The sequence below is a fragment of the Pelagibacterium sp. genome (genome assembly GCF_048264985.1).
Lineage (GTDB): Bacteria > Pseudomonadota > Alphaproteobacteria > Rhizobiales > Devosiaceae > Pelagibacterium.
The window spans coordinates 132,156-156,104 of the sequence record NZ_JBLXCL010000002.1 but is presented as its reverse complement, the minus strand read 5'-3'; the positions used below and the strand labels follow the sequence as shown (position 1 = coordinate 156,104).

Below are 23,949 nucleotides of genomic sequence, written 5' to 3'. Positions count from 1 at the left end.
GGCGGTAGGCAGAATGCTTTCGACCACAAGAAAAAGTGGGCGCCAGACTTATGGATATGTGGACGCTGCAAGGCTTGCCTTGCTGGCGCTCTTGTTGTTTGTCGGATGTGCAGGGGCTGGTTTTGCCCAGGAAGCCATAACTTTCGAGGCGCAGCGCCATGAAAATTATGGCCGCCTGATCGTAACGTTTCCCAATCGGATAAACCTGCCCGAAAACACCGTGACCAGCGATAATGGCGTTCTGGTCATTGCGATGCCCGACACGCCGATGAGCGGTGTCTTGCCCGATGTCGGGACAATCCTTGGCGAATATCTCGCGGTTGCACGGTTTGATCCGGACCGGACGGGTATTCGCATGGGCATGCGCGAGCAGTTCCAGGTCAATACGATTGCTGCCGGCGAACAGCTTTACATTGACCTTTTGCCGACCGACTGGGTTGGTTTGCCTCCCGCATTGCCGCCTGAAGTCATTACCAAACTCGAAGAGCGCGCCGAAGAGGCAGCTCGGCTTGCCGAAGAGCGGCGGCGTGCGGAACTGGTGCTTGAGTACGATCCGACGCCCACGATCCGGGTCGGGCGGCACCCGACATTTTCGCGCATCGAGTTCAACTGGAATGTTGGCACAAAGGCAGAGTTTGCGCGCGATGGGGAAAGCACTTCGATCCGGTTCGATTGGCCGGTGCCCATCGATCTTTACGAAGTTCTTTCCGACCGGCCCGTTCAGCTTGGTGAAGTGACCAACATCGTGCATGGCGGGGACACCGAGGTCATTCTGGCCATTCCGGAAGACGTTTCGGTTCGTTTTTACGAGCAGTCGAGCACTGAGTTCATTCTCGATATCGACGTGCCGGGCGCAAATGCGGAAGGGCTGAACCTGGACGCAATTGCCGCGACGCTTGACGACCCCGAGAATGCCGCCGAAACGGCCGGACAGTCGGAAACGCCTTCGTCGAGCGCAACTGACGAGCCCGGAGCCATTCAACCCTATGTCAGTACTGTCGGCCAAACAGTGCGTGTCGTTTTTCCGTTCGTAGAGGATACGCCCGCTGCCGTGTTCCGGCGCGGCAATGTGGTGTGGATGCTGTTCGATACGCAAACGAAAATGGTGAGCCCGGATGAACGGTCCGGCGAAATTCTCGACGGGCTCGCTCATGGCCTGACAGTCGAGAGCACCGGCGACGCCTATGTCGTGCGTATCGTGCTCAACGAAGATCGCCTGGCCACAATGGCATCCGAAGGGCGCACATGGGTGCTTTCATTCGGTGATATTTTGCTGTCGGCTGTTCAACCGATTACACTCGAACGCCGCCGGTCGCCCTCGGGGCTTTACGAAATGGTTGCAGATCTCGAACGGCCGGCCAATGTTCATCAGCTTCGCGATCCCGATGTCGGCGATATTCTGGATGTCGTAACGAGCTATCCGCCGGCGCGCGGAGTCGTACGGGATCTTGGTTTCGTCGATTTTCAGGCACCGCGCTCGATCCATGGCCTTGTGGTCAAGCCGCTTCACGAAGGGGTCAGCGTTTCAATCGAGGACAGATTTGCGGTGATCTCCTCCGACACGGGCCTGACCGTTTCGACGACCGAAGGGCGGCGCCTTTATGCGCCGGCCTCGACCAGCGTCAGCGCGCTGGATCTCAACGCGATGATGACGCCGAACCCCGATGAGTTTGTGCTGCGGCGCGACGAGTATCAAGCGCGCGCGGCCTTGGCCGAGGGCAGGGAACTCGACAGGGCGCGGCTCGATCTCGCCCAGTTCTACCTTGCCAACAATTTTGCTTATGAAGCCATCGGGGTGGTGAGCGTTCTTAGTAACGATCTGCGGCAGGTGAGCCTGGAGCATCAGGTCAATGCGACCCTTGCGGCCGCCAATGCGTTGTCGGGACGGCATGACGATGCGTTGGCCCTGCTCAACACCGATCTCATGCTCAACGACGCCGATGCAATGATCTGGCGTACGATCGCAAAGGTCGATGCCGGTGACTTTGACGGTGCACGGCTCGACGCTTTCGGTGGCGACCATGTGGTCGACAATTATCCAAACTGGATCCGTGCGCGGTTTCACATGGCTGCAATTCGTGCAGCGATTGAGCAGAGCGATTCCACTATGGCTGCCGATGTCATTCGCGCCGTCGATCTTGCCGCGCTGACCCCGGATCAAGTCGCTGAATACCAACTGTTGTCCGCGCGCCTCGATCATCTCAACGGGCTCGAGGATGAAGCGCTCGAGGGGTATGGGCGGGTTATCGCAGCCGACCGGCGCGGTTCGTCGACCGAGGCGGTGTTGCTCACCATCGAAATTCTCGATGACAATGGTGATCTCGATCTCGCCAAGGCAATTCATACGCTGGCCGTTCAGTCAGCGCTGTGGCGGGGCGATCAGCTCGAGATCGATATCGTCACCAAGCTCACCGATCTGCAATATCGCCATGGCGACTATCGCGATGCTTTCGTTCTGACGCGCGAGATGGCAACGGGATTTGCTGACAATCGTTCACTCGATATGATGCTGGCGCGGGCGAGAAGCGAGTTTTCAGGACTTTTTCTTGATGGTCAGGCCGATGCGCTCGATCCCGTGACGGCGCTGTCGATCTACTACGACTACCGGCACCTGACCCCGCCGGGCGCCGATGGCGACATGATGATCCGCAATCTTGCGCAGCGGCTTATCGAAGTGGACCTGCTTGCTCAGGCTTCCGAATTGTTGCGCTACCAGGTCGACAATCGCCTCGATGGCGCGGCGCGCGCGCAAGTTGCTGCCGATCTGGCGATTGTCTACATCGCCAATCGCGATCCCAATTCCGCGTTGCGCGTGCTTTACGATACGCGTCTTGCCGGGTTGCCGCCAGGGCTCGAGCGGCAGCGGCGGGTGCTTGAGGCCAGTGCGCTTATCCATGCCCATCGTCACGATCTGGCGCTTGATCTGCTTTCGAGCCTGACTGGCCGCGATACCGAGTTGCTGCGAATCGATGCGCTGTGGCAGGCGAGCCGGTTTTCGGCTGCGGCCGAATTGATCGAGCGGTTGTATTCTGGCGATCTGGGTGCAGGCGATCTGAGCCCCATGGCGCGCACCAATGTCGTCAAGGCGGCTGTTGGCTATGTGCTGTCGAACGATCAGATCGGGCTTGCGCGCTTGCGCAGCAGGTTCTCCGAGGCAATGTCGAGAACACCTGAGTGGCCGGTCTTTGCCTTTGTCGTGGAAAATGTCGATCCGGCAGGCGTCAATTTCCGAGAGATTGCCCGGCAGGTTGCCGATACTCAGGCCATCAACGCGTTCCTGAACGCCTATCGCGAGATCTATTCCGGGCAGAATGCGGTGACTCCGCTCCGTGCGGCGCCAGAGACCGGAGCGGTGGCAAGCCTTTAGCTGCCTTGCGCTCCAAGGTGGAGCGCTGACTCATTTTTTGCCTGTGCTCAGACGTTTCGTTGCCCCGGTCCGTTTGGCGGACTGTGTCCTACCCCGTAAAGCTGCGGATCAGCGAGCCTGCTACAAGGTGCCAGCCGTCGACGAGGACGAAAAAGATCAGCTTGAAGGGTAGTGAAATTATGACGGGGGGCAGCATCATCATGCCCATGCTCATCAGCACCGAGGCCACGACCATGTCGATGACCACGAACGGCAGGAACAACAGGAAGCCGATTTCGAAGGCCCGTCGCAACTCGGAGATCATGAAAGCAGGAATCAGGATGCGCAGTTCGAGATCTTCGGGGTTTTCCGGCGCAGGGGTTTCGGTGAGATCCATAAACAGCATCACGTCCTGGGGACGAACATGGGTGCGCATGAACTCGTGGAGCGGGCCGGAGCTCAGTTCGATCGCCTCGACAATCTCCACGTCACCTGCAACCAAAGGCTGGATACCGCGTTCGTAGCTTTCCTGCAGGGTCGGCGCCATGATGAAGGCCGTCAGGAACAGCGCCAGCGAGATCATCACCGAATTGGGGGGGGCTGTTTGCAGGCCGATGGCGGTCCGCAATAGCGAAAGCACGACAACAATTCGCGTAAAGCTCGTCACCATGACGAGAATCGATGGCGCCAACGCCAAAACCGTGATGAGCGCGATCATCTGGATCGCACGCTCGGTCAGCGTGGTTTCGTCGCCGAAATCAATTGAGATATCTTGAGCAAACCCGGTGGCGGGCAGCACGAGGATTGCAGTAAACCCCAGAACAACGGCAATTGCCGCGCGGAGCCAAATGGCCCGGCGCGGCGATGTGTCAGGACCTGGTTGCCGTGTCCTCGTAATCTTTTTCCCTCGCATCAAGCAGCGGCTCGGGTTCCACTGTCGTGGTTGCCGACATGGCAACGCTTGTAGCTGAGTCGGAGGAGGCGCGGCCTTGTTTGTCGGGCTTTCCCCCATCGAGTTTGGGTTCGTTGTCTTCGACAGGGCGCAGCAGGCCCGTGTGGCGCAGGGAGGTGCCTGTCCGCCGGGCAGGGGCAACGGGCTCTGGAATTGGTGCTGGAGTGGGTTCAGCTGCCTTGCGGCGAGGGCGCTGGGTTTGCTGGGCGGGCGGTGCGTCAAAGCCACTTTCGACGACCAGGTCGTTGGGGCCACCGATAACGATCAGATGTTCGGTCTCGTCACGACGAATTATGACGGCCTGGCGCTTGTTGTCGATGGCGATGGAGTCGATGACCATGAGACGCCGGTTGCGGCCGCGACCTACGCTCGCAGAGGCATCGCCAATCAACTTGATGAGCCAAACTGCAAGCACGATGAGAACGATCACTATGGCCAGCGCCACGATCATTGTCAGGTAGCCGTTTTCACCGCCGAAAAGGCTGTTCAAAAATCCCACTGGCACGCTCCTGGAAATGGGCCCTTAAAGTCGCGACACATATCCGTACGCATCGCAACGGGCAAGACTTGCCTAGCATAGAATGCGATCCGGCCAAAATTGGGACATTTCCGCGACTTCATGTCGGATCGGTTAACGCGTCGTTAACCATGCAGTGGGCAAAGTTTGCCGAGTGAACGTACTGCAACCGGATTCGGCGACCCGACATGGCCATTGGCGACCTGCCCATTTTTGCCGCGCTCAAGAACAAGATGCAATGGCACCAGACGCGCCAGACGTTGCTGGCCGAAAACGTCGCCAATGCGGAGACGCCCGGCTATCGCGGGCGTGATCTCGCTCCATTTTCAATCGAGGCGACTTCGCGCCGTTCTGGCGCTCTCGTAACGACGACGGCCACGAACCGCAGCCATTATTCTGTCGGAGGCGATCCGAGCCGGGCCATGGGCGCGCGGGCCATGAACAGTTTTGAAGTCATGCCCGAAGGTAACGGGGTGACGCTTGAAGAAGAGATGATGAAGGTCACGACGAACCAGATGGACTATCAGGCCGCGACAACCCTCTACACGCGCTCCCTGAGACTGATGAAGATTGCTCTGGGAAAGCAAGGCTAGCGGATGGTTCGAAATTCAAATGTTCACTGGCTGCAAGACACGTCAGGCCGCGTTTTCGATACGCGCCAGATACGGGGTTGGTCCTGCGCCAACCTGAAACGCAATACATTCGAAGGCTAAGCGATGAACGACTTTATGACATCGATCAAGATCGCCGGGTCGGGGCTCAATGCTCAAACGGCGCGTATGCGGGTGATCGCCGAAAACATGGCCAATGCCGACTCTGCAGGGCATACGCCCGAGGAAGATCCGTACCGGCGCAAGGTGCCGACCTTCCATGCCATGCTCAATCGCGAGCTTGGCGCGTTCGAAGTCAATGTGGGGCCCCTCGCTTCCGACATGAGCGATTTTTCCTCGCGTTTCGAGCCGGGCCACCCGGCAGCCGACGAGGATGGGTATGTCAAATACCCCAACGTCAATACGCTCATCGAATCCATGGACATGCGTGAAGCCCAGCGCACCTATGAGGCCAATCTCAACGTCGTCACGGTATCGCGCCAGATGCTGGGCCGTACACTCGATATTCTGCGCGGCTAGGACGGCCCGTTTTCCAGAAGCGGTTCAGTCTTGCGGCCCAAAGGCGCGGCAACCAGAGGTTTTAGATAGATGAGCACGCCATTCAATGCAGCCACAGCGGCCTATGGTAATGTTTCCCGCCTGATTTCCGATCAGGCCGGGGGCAAGCTGACCGCGCCGGCCGCCACTCCCTCGGGCGCCGATTTTGGTCAGATGCTGGCCGACCAGCTCAGCGGGATCGCGGAAACCGGGCAGCGTTCGGACCAGGTGGCCGTCGACATGATCAACGGCAAGGCCAACGTCGTTGACGTTGTTACCGCGCTTGCCGAAACCGAGTCGGCTATGGAGACCATGGTAACCGTGCGTGACAGGGTGATTTCGGCCTACGAAGAAATCATGCGCATGCCGATCTAGTTTGGGCGAATTCCGGACCGCAAATGGTATTGCCCAGCGGGGTTCGGGTGCTGATGTATGACCGCCTGTTGTCGTGCTGCCGAACCGTTTTTTCCAGCAGCACTCCGAATGTACGCTCCGCTCCGGTTCTGGGCCAATTCCATCGTAGGATCGGTTTGAATCAAACTCGTACCCCGCAATAGTTGGTGTTTGATGTAAGGTGGCGTTAACGAATCGCGCAGGACCGACATGAGCGGGGCAGAAACTCTCGACATCGCCACATCAGGTATCTGGACCCTGATCATTGTTTCAGGGCCGATGATGATCGTTGGGCTGGTGATCGGTGTGATCATCGCGCTTTTTCAGGCGCTGACCCAGATCCAAGAAATGACTTTGGTGTTCGTGCCCAAGATCATCGCGATCTTTGTTACGATGCTTTTGACGTTGCCGTTCATGGGGGCAACCATGAGCGCCTATATGAACCAGATCGTCGATATGATCATCGCGGGTGGTTAGCGGGCGATGACGGTCAGCTGGGGTCCCGATGTCGCCTATTATTTCTTCCTGATCTTCGCGCGTCTCGGCACGATCCTCATGCTGCTGCCAGCGCTTGGGGAAAACACGATTCCCATGCGGCTGCGCCTTACGTTTGCACTGGCCTTCTCGTTGATCCTCTATCCGCTAATCCTGCCCAATCTTGGGGCGGTTCCGCAGACGCTGGGTGGGCTTCTGACAGCGCTGGGCCACGAGCTTGCCGTTGGCTTTATCCTTGGCGGCCTTACACGGCTGATTGTTACTGCGGCCCAGGTTGCGGGGGCGGTCATTGCTTTCCAGATGGGGCTTTCGATGGCCCAGACGTCAGACCCCACACAGCCCGGGGTGCAGGGCGCGATCGTCGGCAATTTTCTGGCGATGCTCGGCGTGACGTTGATTTTTGCCACCGACCTCCATCACGTCTTGCTGGCCGGAATCTATGCGAGCTACAGTTATTTTCCTCCCGATGCGCCGCTGATGCTCGGCGATGCCGCTGAAATGGCGGTCGAAATCGTCGCGCAGGCGTTCCTGATCGGCACGCAAATGTCGGCGCCGTTTCTGGTCTTTGGCCTGGTTTTTTACCTTGGACTGGGGATATTGGGGCGGCTGATGCCGCAAATCCAGGTGTTCTTCATGGCCATGCCGGCCAACATCATCATCGGTCTCGTGCTGTTCGCATTGCTGCTCAGCGTCACGATGGGGCTCTATATGAGCTACCTCGAAAGTCATTTCTCGCAGTTTCTCGGATAGGTCATGAGCGACGACAAACCCGAACAGAGCGAAAAGACAGAGGACCCCTCCCTAAAGCGGCTCGAAGACGCGCACAAGAAAGGTGACGTGGTCAAGAGCCAGGAGGTGACGACCTGGTTCATGATCCTTGGCTCAGCGCTGATCTTTGCATTCGTGGCGCCGTTCACCGGTGCGCAAATCATGACTACGCTTGGCGACTACCTGGGCCGGGCCGATCTTTATGAAGTTGGTGGGCCCGGGTTCAATCAGTTCGTCTATGGCGCCACAACGAGTCTGTTGAGTGCGCTGTTGGTGCCTATGATCCTTCTGGCTTTATGCGGCATCGCCGGAAATATGGTGCAGCACCGCATGGTGTTTTCGGCGGAAAATCTCAAGCCAAAATTTTCCAAGGTGTCGCCGCTGGCCGGCGCCAAGCGGCTATTTTCCAGCGAGGCGCTGGTCAATTTCGGCAAGGGCCTATTCAAGCTCGTCGTGTTTTCCACGATTATGGTGCTTGTGGTGTGGCCGGACAGGGATCGGCTCGCGACCATAATGACCGCCGATCCGATCATGTCGCTGGCGTTGTTCCAGGAAATCGGCATCAAGATTTTCATCGCGACGCTGATCGCGATCACGATCGTTGCGCTGCTCGACTATCTCTACATGCGCCACAAATGGTGGCAGCGGCAAATGATGACGGTCAAGGAAGTCCGTGACGAATACAAGCAGATGGAGGGCGACCCGCATGTAAAGGGCCGCATCCGCCAGATTCGTATGGAGCGCAGCCGCAAGCGCATGATGGCGGCGGTGCCCGACGCCACGGTTGTCGTCACAAACCCCACCCATTTTGCCGTGGCGTTGAAGTACGACAAGGACATGGCGGCACCTCAGGTTCTGGCCAAGGGCGTGGATGCTGTTGCGCTTAGGATTCGCGGGCTGGCCAATGATCATGATATTCCGATTGTCGAGAATCCACCGTTGGCGCGGGCGCTGTATGCGGGCGCAGAGATCGGCGAGACCATCCCTGCTGAGCATTTCAAGGCCGTGGCGCAGATCATCGGCTATGTCATGCGGCTCAAAAACCGATCGAGCTGGAGCAGTGGAAATTAACCGAGGCTGTTAACGAGAGGTTAATCCGCACTACCCAAGGCAAACCCGGTTTTGCTACGAATAGGAAGCCCGATTCGGATCGGGATTTTAGATCTCGTATTAAGGAACGAAAAGCGATGGCGGTGGCCCCGATGGACGAGGACAGCTATCCCGAACCCATGGTGGCGCGCCCATCCTCCAATGCCGCCCTGTGGCGGGTGGTGATCCTGTCGCTGGCTTTTGTCGCCGTGGCAGTTGCGTTCTCGCTGTTAGGCGACGCCATTTCGCCCGAGATGATCGTACTGTTTCTCGGCGTTTTGTCGGTTATCGGGGTTTTCTCGCTGTTCGCGCTGGCGGCCGGTTTGTTCCGTTTTGTGGGGGGCACCCAGAAACGTACGCTGGCCCGTGCCATTGTTGACAGTCTGCCTTACGGGGCGGTGGTAACGGACCGGGATGGCAAGATCTCATATGCCAATGCGCAATATTCCGAGCTGTCCAAGTCGGTCTCCAAGGGCGTTCCGGTCGGCGTGCCGCGATTGTTCGCCAGCCAGCCCGAAGCGAGCGAGGCGGTCTATCGGCTTTCGCGTGCGGCTCGGGACGGGCGCGCTATTGTCGAGGATGTGCGGATATCGCGCGGCAAGAGCGCTGCACAATGGTTCCGCATCGGCGCGCGCAGTCTTCCCGATTATGACGGGGCTCCGGGCAAATCGGTGATCTGGACTGTCGAGGACATCACGCGTGACCGTGAGAGTCAGGAGAACTTTTACGTCGAGTTGCAAAAGGCCATCGACTATCTCGACCATGCGCCAGCCGGGTTCTTTTCGGCTAATGCGCGCGGACGGATTCAATACATCAACTCAACGCTGGCCGATTGGCTGGGCTATGACCTTGCGGCGTTCGAGGCCGGCGATCTCGATCTGGGTGAAATCGTTCAGGGTGACGGGGCAGGGCTGTTGATGGGCGGCGGGCAGGATGGCGCCGTGCGTACCGAGGTGATCGATCTCGATCTGGTCCGCCATGATGGCACCAATCTGCCTGTGCGGCTGCTGCACCGCGCTGCACGGCTGGCCGAGGGCGAACTCGGCGAAACGCGCACTCTGGTGCTCGACCGCTCACGCGGCATTGAGGGCGAAGAAGCGCTGCGCGCCGCCGAAGTGCGGTTCTCGCGCTTTTTCAATCACACGCCAATTGCTATCGCCGCGCTCGATTCGGGCGGCAAAGTGGTGCGGACCAACGCGCCCTTTACCCGCATTTTCGGGCTGACTTCAGGCGAACGCGGCATTGAGGGCCTTGACGTTTCATCGCTAATCGATCCGGAAAGCCGCGAAAAGCTGGCGGATGCCCTTATCGATGCAAAGGGACACAAATCGGAAATAGCGCCAGTCGACGCGACGATCCCAGGCGAGAAACCGCGCAGTGTGCGCATGTTTATTTCCGGCGTTGAGCAGGGTGGGGAAAACGACGAAGCGGCCATTCTTTATGCGCTCGATATGACCGAGCAGCGCCAACTCGAAGAACAGTTCGCCCAAGGCATGAAGATGCAGGCCGTAGGCCAGCTCGCCGGCGGCGTTGCGCATGATTTCAACAACGTGCTGACGGCTATCATCGGGTTCTCGGATCTGTTGCTGCTCAAGCACAAGCCGTCGGACCCTTCGTTTGGTGACATCATGTCGATCAAGCAGAGCGCTAATCGCGCTGCGGGGCTGGTGCGGCAGCTTCTCGCCTTTTCTCGACGCCAGACCCTGCGACCGCAGGTGCTTGAGGTGCCCCAGCATATCGACGATCTCACTGTGCTGCTCAAACGCCTGATTGGCGAGCATGTTACGCTCGATGTCGAGCATGGGCGAGACGTGTGGCCGATCCGTGCCGATCTTGTGCAGCTCGAGCAGGTGATCATCAATCTGGCGGTCAATGCGCGCGACGCCATGCCCGACGGCGGGCAGATCACACTGCGGACACGCAATGTCGAACAGGCGGAAGCGGAAACCTTCACCTATCCAGGGCTGGTGCCGGCCGATTTTGTTTCGATCGAGGTTGGCGATACGGGAACCGGCATGACCCAAGAGGTCATGGAAAAGATATTCGAGCCGTTCTTTTCGACCAAGGAGCTGGGCAAGGGCACCGGGCTGGGATTGTCGATGGTGTATGGGATCATCAAGCAGACTGGTGGCTATATCTATCCAGAATCCGAAGTCGGCAAAGGCACGACGTTCAGGCTCTTGCTGCCCCGGCACGTGCCGGTGGAAAAAGAGGAAGTGGTGAAAGCGGTTGCCGCGCCGGTCAGGGATCTGACAGGCAATGAGCGCATTCTTCTCGTCGAGGACGAGGAAAGCGTGCGCATGTTTTCGGCGCGGGCTCTTTCGACAACCGGCTATGAGGTGTTCGAGGCAGGGTCAGGCGAAGAAGCGCTCGAAGTTCTCGAGGACATCGAGGGCAAGGTTGATTTGATCATTTCGGACGTCGTTATGCCGGAGATGGATGGTCCAACACTGCTCACTCATGTGCGCAGGCTCTATCCGGGCCTGAAGGTGATTTTCGTGTCCGGCTATGCCGAGGAAAGCGTCCGCCAGGGACTTGAAGACGATCGCAGCGTTGAATTCCTGCCCAAGCCTTACACGCTCGACCAGATCAATTCCAAGGTCAAGGAAGTGCTGTCGGGCGGGCCGGCGTCAAACGAGGACTAATCTCTATCAGGCGTGTCAGAGCGGGCGATAAATGCGGCTCCGAGCCCTGCGCCTATGGCGATGCCGATCCCGACGCCCATGGCGATATTATCTATAGCGACGCCAACGCCCGCGCCGATTGCGATTCCTATGGCGATTCCCGTGCCCATGTTCATTGCGGTTTCCTTTCGACTGTGGATTTAAACGCCGCGACGCGGGCCAAGTTCCAAACTATGGCGAATGTTCATATTTTGTCTCTTGACATAACGAAAACAAAATGAGAACAAATATGAAACCTAGAAATAGGCGTTGAGGGCCGGCTGATCGCGTTGCGTGCGCAGGGCATTTGGTGAAATAAGGAGAGCTAACAATGGCAGTTTCACAGCTTCGCGTGGTTGACGGGGGTTCGATGGACAAGAACAAGGCGCTCGAGGCGGCACTGGGCCAGATCGAGCGCAATTTCGGCAAGGGTTCGATCATGAAGCTGGGGGAAAACACCTCAGTTAATGTCGAATCGATCTCCACGGGCTCGCTCGGTCTCGATATCGCGCTGGGCATTGGTGGCCTGCCACGTGGCCGCATCATCGAAATTTTCGGGCCTGAAAGCTCGGGCAAAACCACTTTGGCCCTGCATGTGCTGGCGGAGGCACAGAAGGGTGGCGGGATCTGTGCGTTCATCGACGCCGAACACGCGCTGGACCCAACATATGCCCGCAAGCTTGGCGTCAATATCGACGAGCTGCTGATTTCGCAGCCCGACGCGGGTGAGCAGGCGCTTGAAATTGCCGATACGCTCGTGCGGTCCGGTGCAATCGATGTTCTTGTTGTTGACTCGGTTGCAGCGCTGACGCCACGCGCCGAACTTGAAGGCGAAATGGGCGATTCCCTGCCTGGTCTTCAGGCGCGCCTGATGAGCCAGGCCATGCGAAAGCTGACGGCTTCGATTTCCAAGTCGAAAGCCATGGTGATCTTCATCAACCAGATCCGCATGAAGATCGGTGTGATGTTCGGTTCACCTGAAACAACAACCGGTGGTAATGCGCTGAAATTTTACTCTTCGGTTCGCCTCGACATTCGCCGTATCGGCGCGATCAAGGATCGTGAGGAAGTTGTCGGCAACCAGACCCGCGTCAAAGTGGTCAAGAACAAGATGGCACCGCCGTTCCGCCAAGTCGAATTCGACATCATGTATGGCGAAGGTGTTTCCAAGACCGGTGAACTGCTCGACCTTGGCGTCAAGGCCGGCATTGTCGAAAAATCCGGCGCCTGGTTCTCTTATGACAGTCAGCGACTGGGGCAGGGGCGTGAAAACTCCCGTCAGTTTCTCAAGGACAATCCCGAGATCGCTCATCAGATCGAGAGCGGTGTGCGCGAGAGTGCAGGGCTGATTGCAGCTGAACTGATTACTGCGGGCGAAGGCAGTGGCGACGACAGTGAAGACTAGGTAGATCCTGTCGATCATCGCATTTTTTCAAGCATGATTGGTCCATGACCTCATGGCGCCGGGTAACCGGCGCCTTTCTTTTTGTCGAAGACTTTGTTTGTCGCTCACTTAATGGTTGGGCGCGCAGCCTTCGCATTGCACTCGACCAATGCACACGCTAGAAGGCGTTCTCAGGTTTTAGCCGGGGAAACGGGGCGTATTCAGTCGCGTGCCCGGCGTATCCATAACGACAAGACAGGGCGCGGCGCTTTTGCCGCAAGCAGGGTTTTTGGCTCGATCATGACAAGCGTAAATGACATCCGTTCGACCTTCCTCGATTTTTTCGCAAAGAACGGTCATGAAAAAGTCGCATCCAGCCCCCTGGTGCCGCGCAACGATCCCACCCTGATGTTTACAAATGCGGGGATGGTGCAGTTCAAAAATGTGTTCACCGGGCTTGAGAAGCGTCCCTATTCGCGCGCGACGTCCTCGCAGAAATGCGTTCGAGCAGGTGGCAAGCACAATGATCTCGATAATGTCGGCTTTACCGCCCGCCACCTGACCTTCTTCGAGATGCTGGGCAATTTTTCGTTCGGCGATTACTTCAAGGAGCAGGCCATCGAGATGGCCTGGACGCTGGTCACCAAGGAGTTTGGCCTCAACAAGGACAAGCTGCTGGTCACTGTCTATCACACAGATGACGAAGCTGCCGATTTCTGGAAGAAGATCGCAGGGCTTTCGGACGACAAGATCATCCGTATCCCAACGTCGGACAATTTCTGGACGATGGGCGATACCGGCCCGTGTGGCCCTTGCTCTGAAATCTTCATCGATCGTGGCGACCACATCTGGGGCGGACCTCCGGGCACGCCTGAGGAGGATGGCGACAGGTTCCTGGAATTCTGGAACCTCGTTTTCATGCAGTATGAGCAGACGGGTGACGGTAACCAGGAGCCTTTGCCGCGCCCATCGATCGATACCGGCATGGGATTGGAGCGCATGGCGTCCATCCTGCAAGGGGTCGAAAGCGTTTTTGAAACCGACATGTTCAAGCATGTGATTGATGCGGCGGCTTCCGTTGTGCGGCGGGCGCCGACGCCTGAGACCGTGGCGTCGTACCGGGTTATCGCCGATCATTTGCGGTCAATGTCGTTTTTGATTGCCGACGGCGTTCTGCCGGCCAATGAAGGACGCGGCTACGTCTTGCGTCGTATCATGCGTCGTGCGATGCGCCATGCGACCCTGTTGGGCACCAACAATCCAACGATCTTCAAGCTCGTTCCGACTCTGGTGCGTGAGATGGGGCAGGCCTATCCTGACCTTGTCGCCGGCGAAGCCATGATTTCGGAGACCATCAGGCTTGAGGAAGAGCGCTTCCTCAAGACCCTGAGCCGTGGCCTGCAGATTCTCGAGGACGAAAGTGCCGGTCTGGACAAGGGCGATACACTGGCCGGAGAGACCGCCTTCAAGCTTTATGATACGTACGGTTTTCCGCTCGATCTGACCCAGGATGCGCTGCGCCTTCGTGGTGTAGTTGTCGATCAGGCCGGGTTTGACGCTGCAATGGCGCGCCAGAAGGCCGAAGCTCGCAAAAACTGGTCCGGGTCCGGCGATGCTGCAACCAGCGCTGTCTGGTTCGCTATTGCAGATGCCGCAGGTCCCACCGAGTTTCTCGGGTATGAAACCGAAGACAGCGACGGTGCGGTCCAGGCGCTGGTCAAGGACGGCAGCAGTGTCGATGCGCTTAAGGTCGGCGACGAGGGGTTCATTGTTCTCAACCAGACCCCGTTCTACGGGGAAAGCGGTGGGCAGGTAGGCGATGCCGGCACAATGGAAGGCGAGGACGGTGCAAAAATCGTCGTTCTCGACACGACCAAGCAGGCCGGTGGTGTTTTTGCCCATCGTGTGCGGATCGAAAGCGGTACGGTCGAGGTCAATGCGGCATTGACCCTGAAGGTCGATCATTCACGACGTACCGCTATTCGCGCCAACCACTCTGCAACTCATTTGCTACACGAAGCGTTGCGCGAGGTGCTTGGCACTCATGTTGCGCAGAAAGGGTCGATGGTTTCACCCGATCGCCTGCGGTTCGACTATTCTCATACCAAACCGATGAGCGAAGCCGAGCTTGCCGAGGTCGAGCGCATGGCAAATGCAATCGTCCTACAGAACGCCCCGGTGGAAACACGGCTGATGGCTGTCGATGACGCCGTCGAGGCAGGTGCTATGGCACTGTTCGGTGAAAAATACGGCGATGAGGTACGCGTCGTCTCGATGGGCACAGCGCTCGAGGGTGACAAGGCTGGCAAGATCTACTCGATGGAATTGTGTGGCGGCACGCATGTGCGGCGCACCGGTGACATCGGGCTGGTCAAGATCGTCCAGGAAAGCTCGGTTGCAGCAGGCGTCCGGCGGGTGGAGGCGCTGACTGCAGATGGCGCGCGCGCCCACCTCAACGAACAGGAAGACCAGCTCAAGTCGGTTGCCGCAACGCTGAAAGTTTCACCACGCGATGCCGTATCCCGTGTCGAAGCGCTTGTCGAAGAACGCCGGGCGCTCGAACGCCAGGTTGCGGATTTGCGCCAGAAACTGGCGATGGGCGGCGGTGCTTCGGACGGCGCGGCCAGCGAGACGATCAATGGCGTTACATTCATGGGCCGTGTCGTCGAAGGCTTGCAGCCCAAGGATTTGCGCGGACTTGTCGATCAGGGCAAAAAACAGATCGGGTCCGGTATCGTCGTCATCGTGGGCACGACCGAGGACGGCAAGGCCGGGATTTCAGTCGGTGTGAGCGAGGATCTTGTGTCGCGCTTCAGTGCTGTGGATCTGGTTCGGGTTGGGTCGACGACGCTGGGCGGGCAGGGCGGTGGTGGGCGCCCCGATATGGCGCAAGCCGGCGGCCCCGACGCTTCGCAGGCTCAGGCGGCGGTTGACGCGATCAAGTCGCAGATTGGCGCGTAGCACCAGGTTCAACACGCGCAGTGATACGCATAAAAATGGCCCCGCGAGGGGCCATTTCGTGTTCTTTGGGCGCGTGTGTCGCTGTCTTGCCCGCGCCTAAAACGAAGCTTTGAGGCTGGCGCTGATGGCAAGAACCGAGCCGCGATCCCATGTTTCGTTTTGCAGATTGCTTCCGGCAGCGATTGTGGAGTAGGACACGCCGCCTGAAAACTCCACATTCTCGGCGAGGTCATAGGCTGCGCCCAAGGTCACGCCCCAGCGGTCGGTTTGGTGGCCGTTTTCCAATACGCCTGCAGCGTTTACCGAGGACGTTCCGCGGTCCCAAGTGAGCGTGCCCAGAACCGTCAGGTCGGCGGTGAGAGCATGCCCGACGCCGCCGGTAACCGTCCAGCCATCACGATAGTTCAAGGTTGTGCCAACTGTGCGTACTGGGTTGTTGACCGTGAGCGTGTCGATAACCGACCAATCCACCCACTTGATCGAACCGAGAACCAGCCAGCCTGGCGCGATGCCGGATTGGGCCTTGAGTTCGATCGATTGCGGAGTGGTTACACTGGCAGTGGCCGGTGCACCAAAGGCGGTGCCGGAAAGGTTGTAGTTGATGGGGGCGTTGTAGATCGCCGCAACCCGCAGAGCGATTTCTTCCATTTCATAGGCAACGCCAACGCGCCAACCCATTGCCTGACCATCGATTGCAATCGGCGCCGTCACATTGGGTGCAGCAACTGGAAGAACGGCGTCATAGGTAAGGGACTGCGCCGACAGGCCGCCGATGACGCTGACGACGCCGCCGCCGACATCGACGCCATAGGCGCACGTCAGGCCGAGATCGGTCGAATTTATTTTTTCGGAGACGGCCTGACGCGTGCCGGCAGCATAGGCGAAATTGCGCTCAGTGCCAGAACCAAAGGGGTTCTGTGCCGATACAAGGCAGGACGCATTTTCGATGAGGTCGCCCCTGATGGCGGCGTTGTAGTGAACGCGGTTGGATGTATTGGACACCGTGGCGCCCGGCGCTGCCAGCTGATTGGCTATTGGTTGATCGATGTCGACATGGGTTATCGTGGCCTTGGCTGCGTAGGTGGCCGGGTCGAAAATCATGTCCCAATTGTAGCCATTGGCTTCGAGGCCGCCGGCCTGTGCCGAACTGGCCGCCAAAAGGCCGCCAAGGGCCAGGATGTGGACACGCTTGCGTGGTGCGCGCATTTACAGGTTCTCCTCCTTGGTTCTCCGGCACGCTCCTCCAACGCACCGTCGCCTCAAGTCATGCCGTTATCGGTAGATTTGTGACGCTTACGTAAACATTGCCGCGTTCACGTTTTGCGTCAATCCGTCCCCGGCACATCCCGTCGGACATGTGGCATAAATGCACACCCAGTTTGGCGCGGACAGGCAAAAGAAAAGCCGCCCCATGGGGCGGCTTGGATGATCAAGAAATGGCCGGAAACTTACGCCATGGCCTTCTGGAGGTTGGCATCGATGGCGTCGAGGAAGCCCATTGTGGTGAGCCAAGGCTGATCGGGGCCAACCAGAAGGGCCAGATCCTTGGTCATCTTGCCTTCTTCGATCGTGTCGATGGTGACCTTTTCGAGCGTGGCGGAGAATTTCGCCAGCGCGTCATTGCCATCGAGCTTGGCGCGATGGGCCAGACCACGTGTCCAGGCAAAGATCGAAGCTGTGGAATTGGTCGAGGTTTCCTTGCCCTGCTGGTGCTGGCGATAGTGACGGGTCACTGTGCCGTGGGCAGCTTCGGCCTCGACGGTCTGTCCATCGGGGGTCATGAGAACCGAGGTCATCAGGCCAAGCGAACCGAAGCCCTGAGCAACGATGTCGGACTGTACGTCGCCATCATAATTCTTGCAGGCCCAGACGTATCCGCCGGACCATTTCAGCGCTGCCGCGACCATGTCGTCGATCAGGCGGTGCTCGTACCAGATCTTCTTGGCTTCGTACTGGTCTTTGAACTCAGTCTGAAAGATTTCCTCGAAGATGTCCTTGAAGCGGCCATCATAGACCTTCAAAATTGTGTTCTTGGTCGACAGGTAGCACGGCACGCCGCGCTGCAGGGCGTAGTTGAGCGAAGCGCGGGCAAAATCGCGGATCGACTCGTCGAGGTTGTACATGCCCATGGCAACGCCCGCTGCGGGTGCGTCGAACACTTCGTGCTCGATTTCCGTACCGTCTTCGCCGACGAATTTCATCGTCAGCTTGCCTTTGCCGGGGAACTTGAAATCTGTTGCGCGGTACTGATCGCCGAAGGCGTGACGGCCGACGATGATCGGCTGCGTCCAGCCGGGAACAAGGCGCGGTACGTTTTTGCAGATGATTGGCTCACGGAAAATCACGCCGCCGAGAATGTTACGGATCGTGCCGTTGGGCGAACGCCACATCTTCTTGAGGCCAAATTCTTCAACGCGGCCTTCATCGGGCGTGATCGTCGCGCATTTGACACCGACGCCGTGCTTTTTGATGGCATTGGCGGAATCGATAGTCACCTGATCGTCGGTCGCATCGCGGTTTTCGACGCTGAGGTCGTAATATTCAAGATCGACGTCGAGATAGGGGTGGATCAGCTTGTCCTTGATGGCCTGCCAGATGATCCGGGTCATTTCGTCGCCGTCGAGCTCGACAACGGGATTTGCGACTTTGATCTTGCTCATAAGTCCTCCGCGATGAGATTGGATAGGATGAAATAGTCGGCGCCCCTATAGCATTGGCAAGCGCGTGCGCAAAGCTGAATGGACGGAGCGCGGGATCGATTGACACCGTGTATATGCACGCTGTAATAAGCTGGCATGAACGACGACTTTTCCACCTGCCTTCTTTTGAATGCGCGCATGGCGGCCCGCACGTTGACGCGGCTGGCCGATGGAAAGTTGCGGCCCTACGGGATTACCGGGGCGCAATTCAATATTCTCGCCAGTTTGCTTGTTCATGCAGACCGCTCGGTGACTGAGTTGGCAACGCGACTGGCGATGGAGCGCAGTACGCTGTCGCGCAATCTCGACCTGCTAGAGAAAAAGGGTTTGGTGAGCGAAAGGGTTAGCGCAAGGGCCAATTTCAGGGCGTGCAGGCTGACCGAGGCGGGGCTGGCTTTAATCGAGAAGCTGCGGCCGGAATGGCGGCAGTTTCAAACTGAACTTAAAGCGAGCCTCGATGCTCCAGACTTTGAAACGTCCCTGACCGCTTTGCGCCAACTCGCACAGGTTCAATAGATGCCCGAGTTTAAGCGCAATTGTTTCTTATTCACACGTTAGCGTGTATATACACAAGGAAAATTCATAATGCTCAGGCCCGAACCCAACGATCCTATCGTCATCACTGGAATGGGGGCGGTTTCCCCGCTGGGCGTTGGAAGCAAGACCAATTGGGCGCGCTTGATGGCGGGCCAAAGTGGCGTGGTGCGCAATACGCGGTTCGACACCACTGGCTTTGCTTCGCATATCGCCGGACTCGTGCCTGACAAGGATAGCGATTCCGAGGGTTTTGATGCAACCGAGTGGATTGAACCCAAAGACATCAAGAAGATGGATTTGTTCATTCAGTATGGGTTGGCCGCTGCTGCGCAGGCGCTTGATCAGGCGGGATGGCATCCGAAAGACGATGAGGGACGGCTTGCCACGGCGACGATTATCGCATCAGGGGTGGGAGGAGAACCTGTCATGGCGCAGGCGGCGCGCACGATTGCCGAAAAGGGGCCGCGTCGCCTGTCGCCTTTCACAGTGCCCTCGTTTCTTGCCAATATGGCTGCCGGTTGGATTTCCATAGTTCATGGCTTTCGCGGCCCGATCGGCACGCCGGTGACGGCATGTGCAGCATCGGCACAGGCCATCGGCGATGGGATGCGCTTGATCCTGACCGGTGAGGCTGAAGTGGCGGTAGTCGGCGGTGCGGAAGGTTCGGTCGACCCAATTTCGGTTGGAGGATTTGGCGCATCAAGGGCGCTTACCTCAGCGTATAATGATGAGCCCCACAAGGCGTCCCGCCCCTTCGATTCCGGGCATTCGGGGTTCGTGCTTGCCGAAGGCGCTGCGGTGCTGGTTATCGAAAAGCTCAGCCATGCAAAGGCACGCGGGGCGGTGCCGCTGGCTGTTGTAGCCGGATATGGCACATCGGCTGATGCCTACCACCTGACCGCAGGGTCACCCGATGGTGCCGGTGCCCAGATCGCCATGCGCAAGGCTTTGGCAATGGCGGATATATCGCCCGACGCCGTTGGTTACATCAACGCGCATGCGACAGCCACGCCGGTGGGGGATGCGGCAGAGCTGGCAGGTATCACCGCGGTGTTCGGGGCGCGTGGCAAGACCCTGGCCATATCGTCGACAAAATCTGCCACTGGACATCTTCTTGGCGCTGCTGGAGCCATCGAGGCGATGTTCTCGGTTCTGGCGATCACTGAGGGCACATTGCCGGCAACGATCAATCTCGAGGATCCGATGCCGGAGGGCCAGGAATTTGAATTGGTGCCCCACACACCGATCGCTCGATCTGTCGATTATGTGCTCTCGAACTCGTTCGGGTTTGGTGGGGTCAATGCGGCGCTGGTGTTCGGCCGGTTATAAATCACTTTGCGGGTAAGCTTGCAGCGAAGGCGAGGCAGCGGTCGACCCAATGGGCAAGGCCGGTGTTGTCGTCAAGCACATCGCCATCCACTTCAACAAAGCCTGACATGGTTTTGGCGCCCATTGTCATCGGCTGGCAACCCGGCATGGTGAGGGCGGCATCATAGCCGTCCTTGCCGACGCGGGCGAGCAGTCCGCCACCTTTCAAGATGCCGCAAACCATATTGCCGTCTAGCATGAAGCAGCGACCACCGAACATTTTTTGCTCGGTGATCCCCTGTATGGGGGCAAGGCGGTCGCGAATGCGGTCGGAAAGCGCTTCTGCTGCGTGGTCCATCTACATTTTTTCGTTTGCCTGGATGCCAGGAAGCTCAGGATCCCACTGGGGACGCTGGCTGGCGTAGAGCACTACACCCGGCGTAAACCAGTCCGAATTGTCGAAGGCACCGGCGGCGATACCCATGACGCCGGGCGCCGTATTGCGCTCAGAGAAAAGGGTAGAACCGCACGCTGCGCAAAACGAACGGCGACGTTCACTGCCGCTATCGGCCACGTTCTCGAACACTGCGGGCTGGCCATTGATTGCGAGGTCTTCGGATTTGAAAAATGCCTGGACGTGATGGCCAGTACCCGTCATGCGGCGGCAGTCCTCGCAATGGCATTGCGCCATGCGGATGGGGGGTGCCTTGGCGGTGAAGCTGATGGCGCCGCATAGGCAGTGACCTGTGGCAAACATTAGAAACCTCCATTATCGCGATAGGTATCGTATTGGGGCAGCGTCGGATCCAGAGCGTCCCAATCGAGATGGGAGCGCGAAAATATCGCCTGGTTTGGGGAGAACCAATCGGGCTCGTCAAACAGACCTACAGGCAGCAGCAAGAGATCGGGCGCGCGCGCTGTTCTTGCAAAAAGCGGCGTTCCGCATCGCGGGCAGAAATGGCGGGCGATCTCCGAGCCCGACTCGGCAAGGCGGGTGTGAGATTGGGTGTCGCCCGAGATGGCGACTGCAACGCCTGGCATAAGCGCAACCGCAGAATGGCCCGTACCTGTGGCCTTGCGGCAATCGCGGCACGAACAGATAAGCATCGATAGAACGGGGCCGTCGACGGTGAGTGCGACAGATCCGCAGGCGCAGGATAGGGTTTCTGTAACGACGTGTTTGCGCATAGCGTCAAGCTGGCACGGGCTCGCCGATTGTGCCAGAGGAAAACTTGTGTTCGGGCTGGCAAGGGCTTAGTGCGTCGGACGGAATTTTCGCAGAGGCATGAATGTCGTTTTTTCCCATTGAGACTGACCGTGTGATCCTTCGGGCCGTGGTCCCCGAGGACGCGAAGGCGATTGCTGCCTATCAGGGACGCGAGGATGTGGCGCAGTATGTGTCCTGGCAGCCGCGGACGCGTCAGCGCGTCGAGGAACTGATTTCGCGCTGGATAGCGATGAATGGCGAGGGAGAGGCCAGCGAAGGCGTTCAGTATGTCGTTGTGGACAAGTCCAGCGGTGAAATCGTGGGCGATTGCATGCTGATGTATGGCGATCGGGAGGCCCGGCAGGGCGAAATCGGGTATCTGATCGACCCACGGTTTCATGGTCGGGGTTTTGCGACCGAGGCGGCGCGAGCCATGCTCGGCGTTGGCTTCGAGGTGGCGGGCATGCATCGGATTTCAGCACGATGCGATGGCCGAAACACGGCGTCCTGGCGGGTGATGGAAAAACTGGGCATGCGGCGGGAGGCTCATTTCCGCGATCACGCAATCATCAAGGGCGAATGGGGCGATGAAATGGTCTACGCCATTTGCGAAGATGAATGGCGCAGCAGCCTGGAGAACCAGTGATGGCAGGGACCGACAGCAGCAAGGAATTTGCATTGCGGCCAACGCCGGCGATCATCCTCGTCGAGCCGCAGCTTGGCGAGAATATCGGCGGCGCGGCGCGCGCCATGGCCAATTTCGGGCTTTGGGATTTGCGATTGGTCAATCCGCGCGACGGATGGCCGAACGAAAAAGCGACTGCGTCCGCTGCTAAGGCGCTGCCGGTAATCGAGAGGGTGCAGGTGTTTAAGACCTTGGCCGAGGCGATGGCCGACCTCAATCTGGTGCTTGCCACAACGGCGCGTAACCGCGAAATGTTCAAGCCAGTGATCGGGCCCGATGCCGCGGCAGATCGGCTTTCGGCCCATATCGGTGGCGGGCAGAAGGCCGGAATTCTGTTTGGGCGCGAACGCTGGGGGCTCAACAATGACGAGGTCGCACTTGCCGATGCTATCGTAACGCTGCCGGTTGAGCCGGCTTTTGCGTCGCTGAATATCGCGCAGGCGGTGCTGGTTTTGGCCTATGAGTGGCGCCGCGCCGCGCTCAAAGACGAGCCTTTGCCATTTGCGACTGACGAAGGCGAGCCGGCACCGCGGGGGCAATTGGAGGCGATGACCGAACAATTGGGAGAGGCGCTGGACCGGGCCGGCTTCTTTAAAACGGCGGCCAAGCGCCCCGGAATGATGAACAATATTCGCGCCATGTTTGCCCGCGGCGGGTTCAACGCGCAGGAGGTGCGGACGTTGCGCGGCATCGTTGCTGCACTCGACCGTCGGCACGAGCGCCCCAATCTGCAGCGCGAGAAGGACGGTAGCGACTAGCAAAGGTTGCAGCGTTCAGGACCCCGGCCTAGGGTATCGCTTTTGCATAGTTCCTGGCGCATCATCATGACAACCACAAAACCGCAGGCTCCGGCCCAATTGGCAGATTCGACCGGCGGCATGCCGTTCATGATCGCCGCGGTGCTGCTGGTGCCGATCAGCGATGCCATGTCCAAGAGCCTGACGAGCATCTTGAACCCATTTGAGATCGCATTCTGGCGCTTCCTGTTTCAGATGCTTATGCTCGGCTTGGCCATTATCTTGTTGCGGCGTCGGATTGCGCGTGGACCCTGGCCGCTGTTGCTACTGGGCGGCGCGACGATCGCCGTGGTGTTGTCCTCACTGATCGCTGCTTTCGTCACGATGCCCATTGCGACGGCAATCGCCATCTTTTTTGTTGAACCGTTGATCCTGACTTTGCTGTCGGCCTGGCTGTTGGGCGAGAAAACCGGCTGGCGGCGCTATGTTGCTGTGGCTGTGGGATTGGTTGGCGCGTTGATTGTCATTCGGCCGAGTTGGGACGTGTTTGGATGGGCGTCGCTGTTGCCGCTGGTCGCGGCGTCGGGCTTTGCGCTCAATGCCATAGTCATTCGCAAGCTCTCGCGTGAGATGGATGGGCTTTCGATGCAGTTCTGGTTTTCCATGGTCGGCATGGCGATCCTGGGCTTCGGGCTGTTGGTGTTTGGCGGTTTCGATCTTGTGAGCGCACAGGGCATTGATTGGTCCGGCCCTTGGGCGCTGCTTGTTTTCATGGGTATGTTCTCAGGCTTCACATTCTTTCTGTTTTCCGAAGCGTTCCGCAGGACGTCGGCCAGCACGCTGGCGCCGTTCCAGTATCTTGAGATTATTGGCGCGACGATTCTCGGATATGTCGTCTTTGGCGATTTCCCGGATTTCTGGACCTGGGTTGGTGCAGGGATCATTCTGGCGTCCGGACTTTACGTCTTTCACCGCGAGCGCAGCGCGGGGCAGGCGGCGGTCACTGGCTCGGGCCCTCACGGCGCTTGACTTTGCGTGCTTTGCCCCATAGAAACCGCCC

The 23,949-nt window shown here is 58.6% G+C and carries 23 protein-coding genes; 15 read left to right on the top strand and 8 right to left on the bottom strand.

Translation table 11 applies throughout. The features are described from left to right. The first annotated feature begins 13 nt into the window (after window positions 1–13). On the top strand, window positions 14–3,367 hold the full coding sequence (locus tag ACN0TA_RS10090; protein ID WP_417582432.1) for a hypothetical protein: 3,354 nt from the start codon (window positions 14–16) through the stop codon (window positions 3,365–3,367). An 88-nt stretch (window positions 3,368–3,455) separates the two neighbouring features. On the opposite strand, the gene fliP is transcribed toward ACN0TA_RS10090, so the two are convergent. Then, a complete protein-coding gene (fliP, locus tag ACN0TA_RS10085; RefSeq protein WP_417582430.1) occupies window positions 3,456–4,259 on the bottom strand; it encodes a flagellar type III secretion system pore protein FliP in 804 nt (267 codons plus the stop codon). Continuing rightward, window positions 4,216–4,797 (bottom strand): hypothetical protein, encoded by a 582-nt coding sequence (locus ACN0TA_RS10080; protein WP_417582428.1) that lies wholly within the window; start codon window positions 4,795–4,797, stop codon window positions 4,216–4,218. Before ACN0TA_RS10080 ends, fliP begins: the two co-directional genes overlap by 44 nt. 206 nt (window positions 4,798–5,003) lie before the next feature. On the opposite strand from ACN0TA_RS10080, the gene flgB reads away from it, so the two are divergent. The 7 genes from flgB (at window position 5,004) to cckA (ending at window position 11,353) form a co-directional block, all read left to right on the top strand. Beyond that, window positions 5,004–5,408, top strand: a complete 405-nt coding sequence (gene flgB / locus ACN0TA_RS10075) for a flagellar basal body rod protein FlgB (RefSeq protein ID WP_417582426.1) — start codon at window positions 5,004–5,006, stop codon at window positions 5,406–5,408. Window positions 5,409–5,531: 123 nt separating this feature from the next. After that, window positions 5,532–5,945, top strand: a complete 414-nt coding sequence (flgC, locus tag ACN0TA_RS10070) for a flagellar basal body rod protein FlgC (RefSeq protein WP_417582424.1) — start codon at window positions 5,532–5,534, stop codon at window positions 5,943–5,945. 69 nt (window positions 5,946–6,014) lie between these two features. Then, window positions 6,015–6,338, top strand: coding sequence for a flagellar hook-basal body complex protein FliE (fliE, locus tag ACN0TA_RS10065; protein ID WP_417582422.1), 324 nt, complete (start codon window positions 6,015–6,017; stop codon window positions 6,336–6,338). A gap of 228 nt (window positions 6,339–6,566) precedes the next feature. Then, window positions 6,567–6,833: a flagellar biosynthesis protein FliQ gene (gene fliQ / locus ACN0TA_RS10060; protein WP_417582420.1), complete on the top strand. Its 267-nt coding sequence runs from the start codon at window positions 6,567–6,569 to the stop codon at window positions 6,831–6,833. Between the two features lie 6 nt (window positions 6,834–6,839). Next, on the top strand, window positions 6,840–7,601 hold the full coding sequence (fliR, locus tag ACN0TA_RS10055; RefSeq protein WP_417582418.1) for a flagellar biosynthetic protein FliR: 762 nt from the start codon (window positions 6,840–6,842) through the stop codon (window positions 7,599–7,601). A gap of 3 nt (window positions 7,602–7,604) precedes the next feature. Beyond that, window positions 7,605–8,690, top strand: a complete 1,086-nt coding sequence (gene flhB, locus ACN0TA_RS10050; protein WP_417582416.1) for a flagellar biosynthesis protein FlhB — start codon at window positions 7,605–7,607, stop codon at window positions 8,688–8,690. Window positions 8,691–8,806: 116 nt separating this feature from the next. Then, window positions 8,807–11,353: a cell cycle histidine kinase CckA gene (gene cckA, locus ACN0TA_RS10045; protein WP_417582414.1), complete on the top strand. Its 2,547-nt coding sequence runs from the start codon at window positions 8,807–8,809 to the stop codon at window positions 11,351–11,353. On the opposite strand, the gene ACN0TA_RS10040 is transcribed toward cckA, so the two are convergent. Next, window positions 11,350–11,508: a hypothetical protein gene (locus tag ACN0TA_RS10040; RefSeq protein WP_417582412.1), complete on the bottom strand. Its 159-nt coding sequence runs from the start codon at window positions 11,506–11,508 to the stop codon at window positions 11,350–11,352. The two genes, cckA and ACN0TA_RS10040, sit on opposite strands and share 4 nt — an antisense overlap. Window positions 11,509–11,702: 194 nt before the next feature. Here ACN0TA_RS10040 and recA point away from each other — a divergent pair, with 194 nt between their 5' ends. Both recA and alaS read left to right on the top strand, forming a co-directional pair. After that, window positions 11,703–12,776, top strand: a complete 1,074-nt coding sequence (gene recA, locus ACN0TA_RS10035; protein WP_417582410.1) for a recombinase RecA — start codon at window positions 11,703–11,705, stop codon at window positions 12,774–12,776. 279 nt (window positions 12,777–13,055) lie between these two features. Continuing rightward, window positions 13,056–15,716, top strand: a complete 2,661-nt coding sequence (gene alaS / locus ACN0TA_RS10030) for an alanine--tRNA ligase (RefSeq protein ID WP_417582408.1) — start codon at window positions 13,056–13,058, stop codon at window positions 15,714–15,716. Window positions 15,717–15,812: 96 nt separating this feature from the next. Here the strand turns inward: alaS and ACN0TA_RS10025 are convergent, their stop codons facing one another. After that, the gene (locus ACN0TA_RS10025; RefSeq protein ID WP_417582406.1) at window positions 15,813–16,922 is read right to left on the bottom strand and encodes an OmpP1/FadL family transporter; all 1,110 of its coding nucleotides are present in this window, start codon (window positions 16,920–16,922) and stop codon (window positions 15,813–15,815) included. A 242-nt stretch (window positions 16,923–17,164) separates the two neighbouring features. Beyond that, window positions 17,165–18,376, bottom strand: coding sequence for an NADP-dependent isocitrate dehydrogenase (locus tag ACN0TA_RS10020; protein ID WP_417582404.1), 1,212 nt, complete (start codon window positions 18,374–18,376; stop codon window positions 17,165–17,167). Window positions 18,377–18,511: 135 nt separating this feature from the next. Here ACN0TA_RS10020 and ACN0TA_RS10015 point away from each other — a divergent pair, with 135 nt between their 5' ends. Both ACN0TA_RS10015 and fabF read left to right on the top strand, forming a co-directional pair. Then, window positions 18,512–18,931: a MarR family winged helix-turn-helix transcriptional regulator gene (locus ACN0TA_RS10015; protein WP_417582402.1), complete on the top strand. Its 420-nt coding sequence runs from the start codon at window positions 18,512–18,514 to the stop codon at window positions 18,929–18,931. Window positions 18,932–19,000: 69 nt separating this feature from the next. After that, the gene (gene fabF / locus ACN0TA_RS10010) at window positions 19,001–20,281 is read left to right on the top strand and encodes a beta-ketoacyl-ACP synthase II (RefSeq protein WP_417582400.1); all 1,281 of its coding nucleotides are present in this window, start codon (window positions 19,001–19,003) and stop codon (window positions 20,279–20,281) included. Window position 20,282: 1 nt separating this feature from the next. On the opposite strand, the gene ACN0TA_RS10005 is transcribed toward fabF, so the two are convergent. The 3 genes from ACN0TA_RS10005 to ACN0TA_RS09995 are packed head-to-tail and all read right to left on the bottom strand — an operon-like array spanning window position 20,283 to window position 21,448. Beyond that, window positions 20,283–20,618, bottom strand: coding sequence for a TfoX/Sxy family protein (locus tag ACN0TA_RS10005; RefSeq protein ID WP_417582398.1), 336 nt, complete (start codon window positions 20,616–20,618; stop codon window positions 20,283–20,285). Further along, the gene (locus ACN0TA_RS10000; protein WP_417582396.1) at window positions 20,619–21,017 is read right to left on the bottom strand and encodes a GFA family protein; all 399 of its coding nucleotides are present in this window, start codon (window positions 21,015–21,017) and stop codon (window positions 20,619–20,621) included. After that, a complete protein-coding gene (locus ACN0TA_RS09995; protein WP_417582394.1) occupies window positions 21,017–21,448 on the bottom strand; it encodes a GFA family protein in 432 nt (143 codons plus the stop codon). Before ACN0TA_RS09995 ends, ACN0TA_RS10000 begins: the two co-directional genes overlap by 1 nt. Window positions 21,449–21,549: 101 nt before the next feature. Between ACN0TA_RS09995 and ACN0TA_RS09990 the strand changes: the two genes are divergently transcribed. From ACN0TA_RS09990 to ACN0TA_RS09980, 3 genes are all read left to right on the top strand, one after another. Then, window positions 21,550–22,113 carry a GNAT family N-acetyltransferase gene (locus ACN0TA_RS09990; RefSeq protein ID WP_417582392.1) on the top strand — a complete coding sequence of 188 codons (564 nt, stop codon included), beginning with the start codon at window positions 21,550–21,552 and terminating at the stop codon, window positions 22,111–22,113. Further along, complete coding sequence (locus ACN0TA_RS09985) at window positions 22,113–22,910, top strand: RNA methyltransferase (RefSeq protein WP_417582390.1); 798 nt, start codon at window positions 22,113–22,115, stop codon at window positions 22,908–22,910. The genes ACN0TA_RS09990 and ACN0TA_RS09985 overlap by 1 nt, the downstream gene beginning before the upstream one ends. 66 nt (window positions 22,911–22,976) lie before the next feature. Beyond that, window positions 22,977–23,918 carry a DMT family transporter gene (locus ACN0TA_RS09980; protein ID WP_417582388.1) on the top strand — a complete coding sequence of 314 codons (942 nt, stop codon included), beginning with the start codon at window positions 22,977–22,979 and terminating at the stop codon, window positions 23,916–23,918. Window positions 23,919–23,949 lie beyond the last annotated feature (31 nt).

Excerpts from the sequence above, each read along its gene's own strand:
- ACN0TA_RS10090 (WP_417582432.1), top strand. The coding sequence starts at position 14 with ATGCTTTCGACCACAAGAAAAAGTGGGCGCCAGACTTATGGATATGTG.
- fliP (WP_417582430.1), bottom strand. The coding sequence starts at position 4,259 with ATGCGAGGGAAAAAGATTACGAGGACACGGCAACCAGGTCCTGACACA.
- flgB (WP_417582426.1), top strand. The coding sequence starts at position 5,004 with ATGGCCATTGGCGACCTGCCCATTTTTGCCGCGCTCAAGAACAAGATG.
- flgC (WP_417582424.1), top strand. The coding sequence starts at position 5,532 with ATGAACGACTTTATGACATCGATCAAGATCGCCGGGTCGGGGCTCAAT.
- fliE (WP_417582422.1), top strand. The coding sequence starts at position 6,015 with ATGAGCACGCCATTCAATGCAGCCACAGCGGCCTATGGTAATGTTTCC.
- fliQ (WP_417582420.1), top strand. The coding sequence starts at position 6,567 with ATGAGCGGGGCAGAAACTCTCGACATCGCCACATCAGGTATCTGGACC.
- fliR (WP_417582418.1), top strand. The coding sequence starts at position 6,840 with ATGACGGTCAGCTGGGGTCCCGATGTCGCCTATTATTTCTTCCTGATC.
- flhB (WP_417582416.1), top strand. The coding sequence starts at position 7,605 with ATGAGCGACGACAAACCCGAACAGAGCGAAAAGACAGAGGACCCCTCC.
- cckA (WP_417582414.1), top strand. The coding sequence starts at position 8,807 with ATGGCGGTGGCCCCGATGGACGAGGACAGCTATCCCGAACCCATGGTG.
- ACN0TA_RS10040 (WP_417582412.1), bottom strand. The coding sequence starts at position 11,508 with ATGAACATGGGCACGGGAATCGCCATAGGAATCGCAATCGGCGCGGGC.
- recA (WP_417582410.1), top strand. The coding sequence starts at position 11,703 with ATGGCAGTTTCACAGCTTCGCGTGGTTGACGGGGGTTCGATGGACAAG.
- alaS (WP_417582408.1), top strand. The coding sequence starts at position 13,056 with ATGACAAGCGTAAATGACATCCGTTCGACCTTCCTCGATTTTTTCGCA.
- ACN0TA_RS10025 (WP_417582406.1), bottom strand. The coding sequence starts at position 16,922 with ATGCGCGCACCACGCAAGCGTGTCCACATCCTGGCCCTTGGCGGCCTT.
- ACN0TA_RS10020 (WP_417582404.1), bottom strand. The coding sequence starts at position 18,376 with ATGAGCAAGATCAAAGTCGCAAATCCCGTTGTCGAGCTCGACGGCGAC.
- ACN0TA_RS10015 (WP_417582402.1), top strand. The coding sequence starts at position 18,512 with ATGAACGACGACTTTTCCACCTGCCTTCTTTTGAATGCGCGCATGGCG.
- fabF (WP_417582400.1), top strand. The coding sequence starts at position 19,001 with ATGCTCAGGCCCGAACCCAACGATCCTATCGTCATCACTGGAATGGGG.
- ACN0TA_RS10005 (WP_417582398.1), bottom strand. The coding sequence starts at position 20,618 with ATGGACCACGCAGCAGAAGCGCTTTCCGACCGCATTCGCGACCGCCTT.
- ACN0TA_RS10000 (WP_417582396.1), bottom strand. The coding sequence starts at position 21,017 with ATGTTTGCCACAGGTCACTGCCTATGCGGCGCCATCAGCTTCACCGCC.
- ACN0TA_RS09995 (WP_417582394.1), bottom strand. The coding sequence starts at position 21,448 with ATGCGCAAACACGTCGTTACAGAAACCCTATCCTGCGCCTGCGGATCT.
- ACN0TA_RS09990 (WP_417582392.1), top strand. The coding sequence starts at position 21,550 with ATGTCGTTTTTTCCCATTGAGACTGACCGTGTGATCCTTCGGGCCGTG.
- ACN0TA_RS09985 (WP_417582390.1), top strand. The coding sequence starts at position 22,113 with ATGGCAGGGACCGACAGCAGCAAGGAATTTGCATTGCGGCCAACGCCG.
- ACN0TA_RS09980 (WP_417582388.1), top strand. The coding sequence starts at position 22,977 with ATGACAACCACAAAACCGCAGGCTCCGGCCCAATTGGCAGATTCGACC.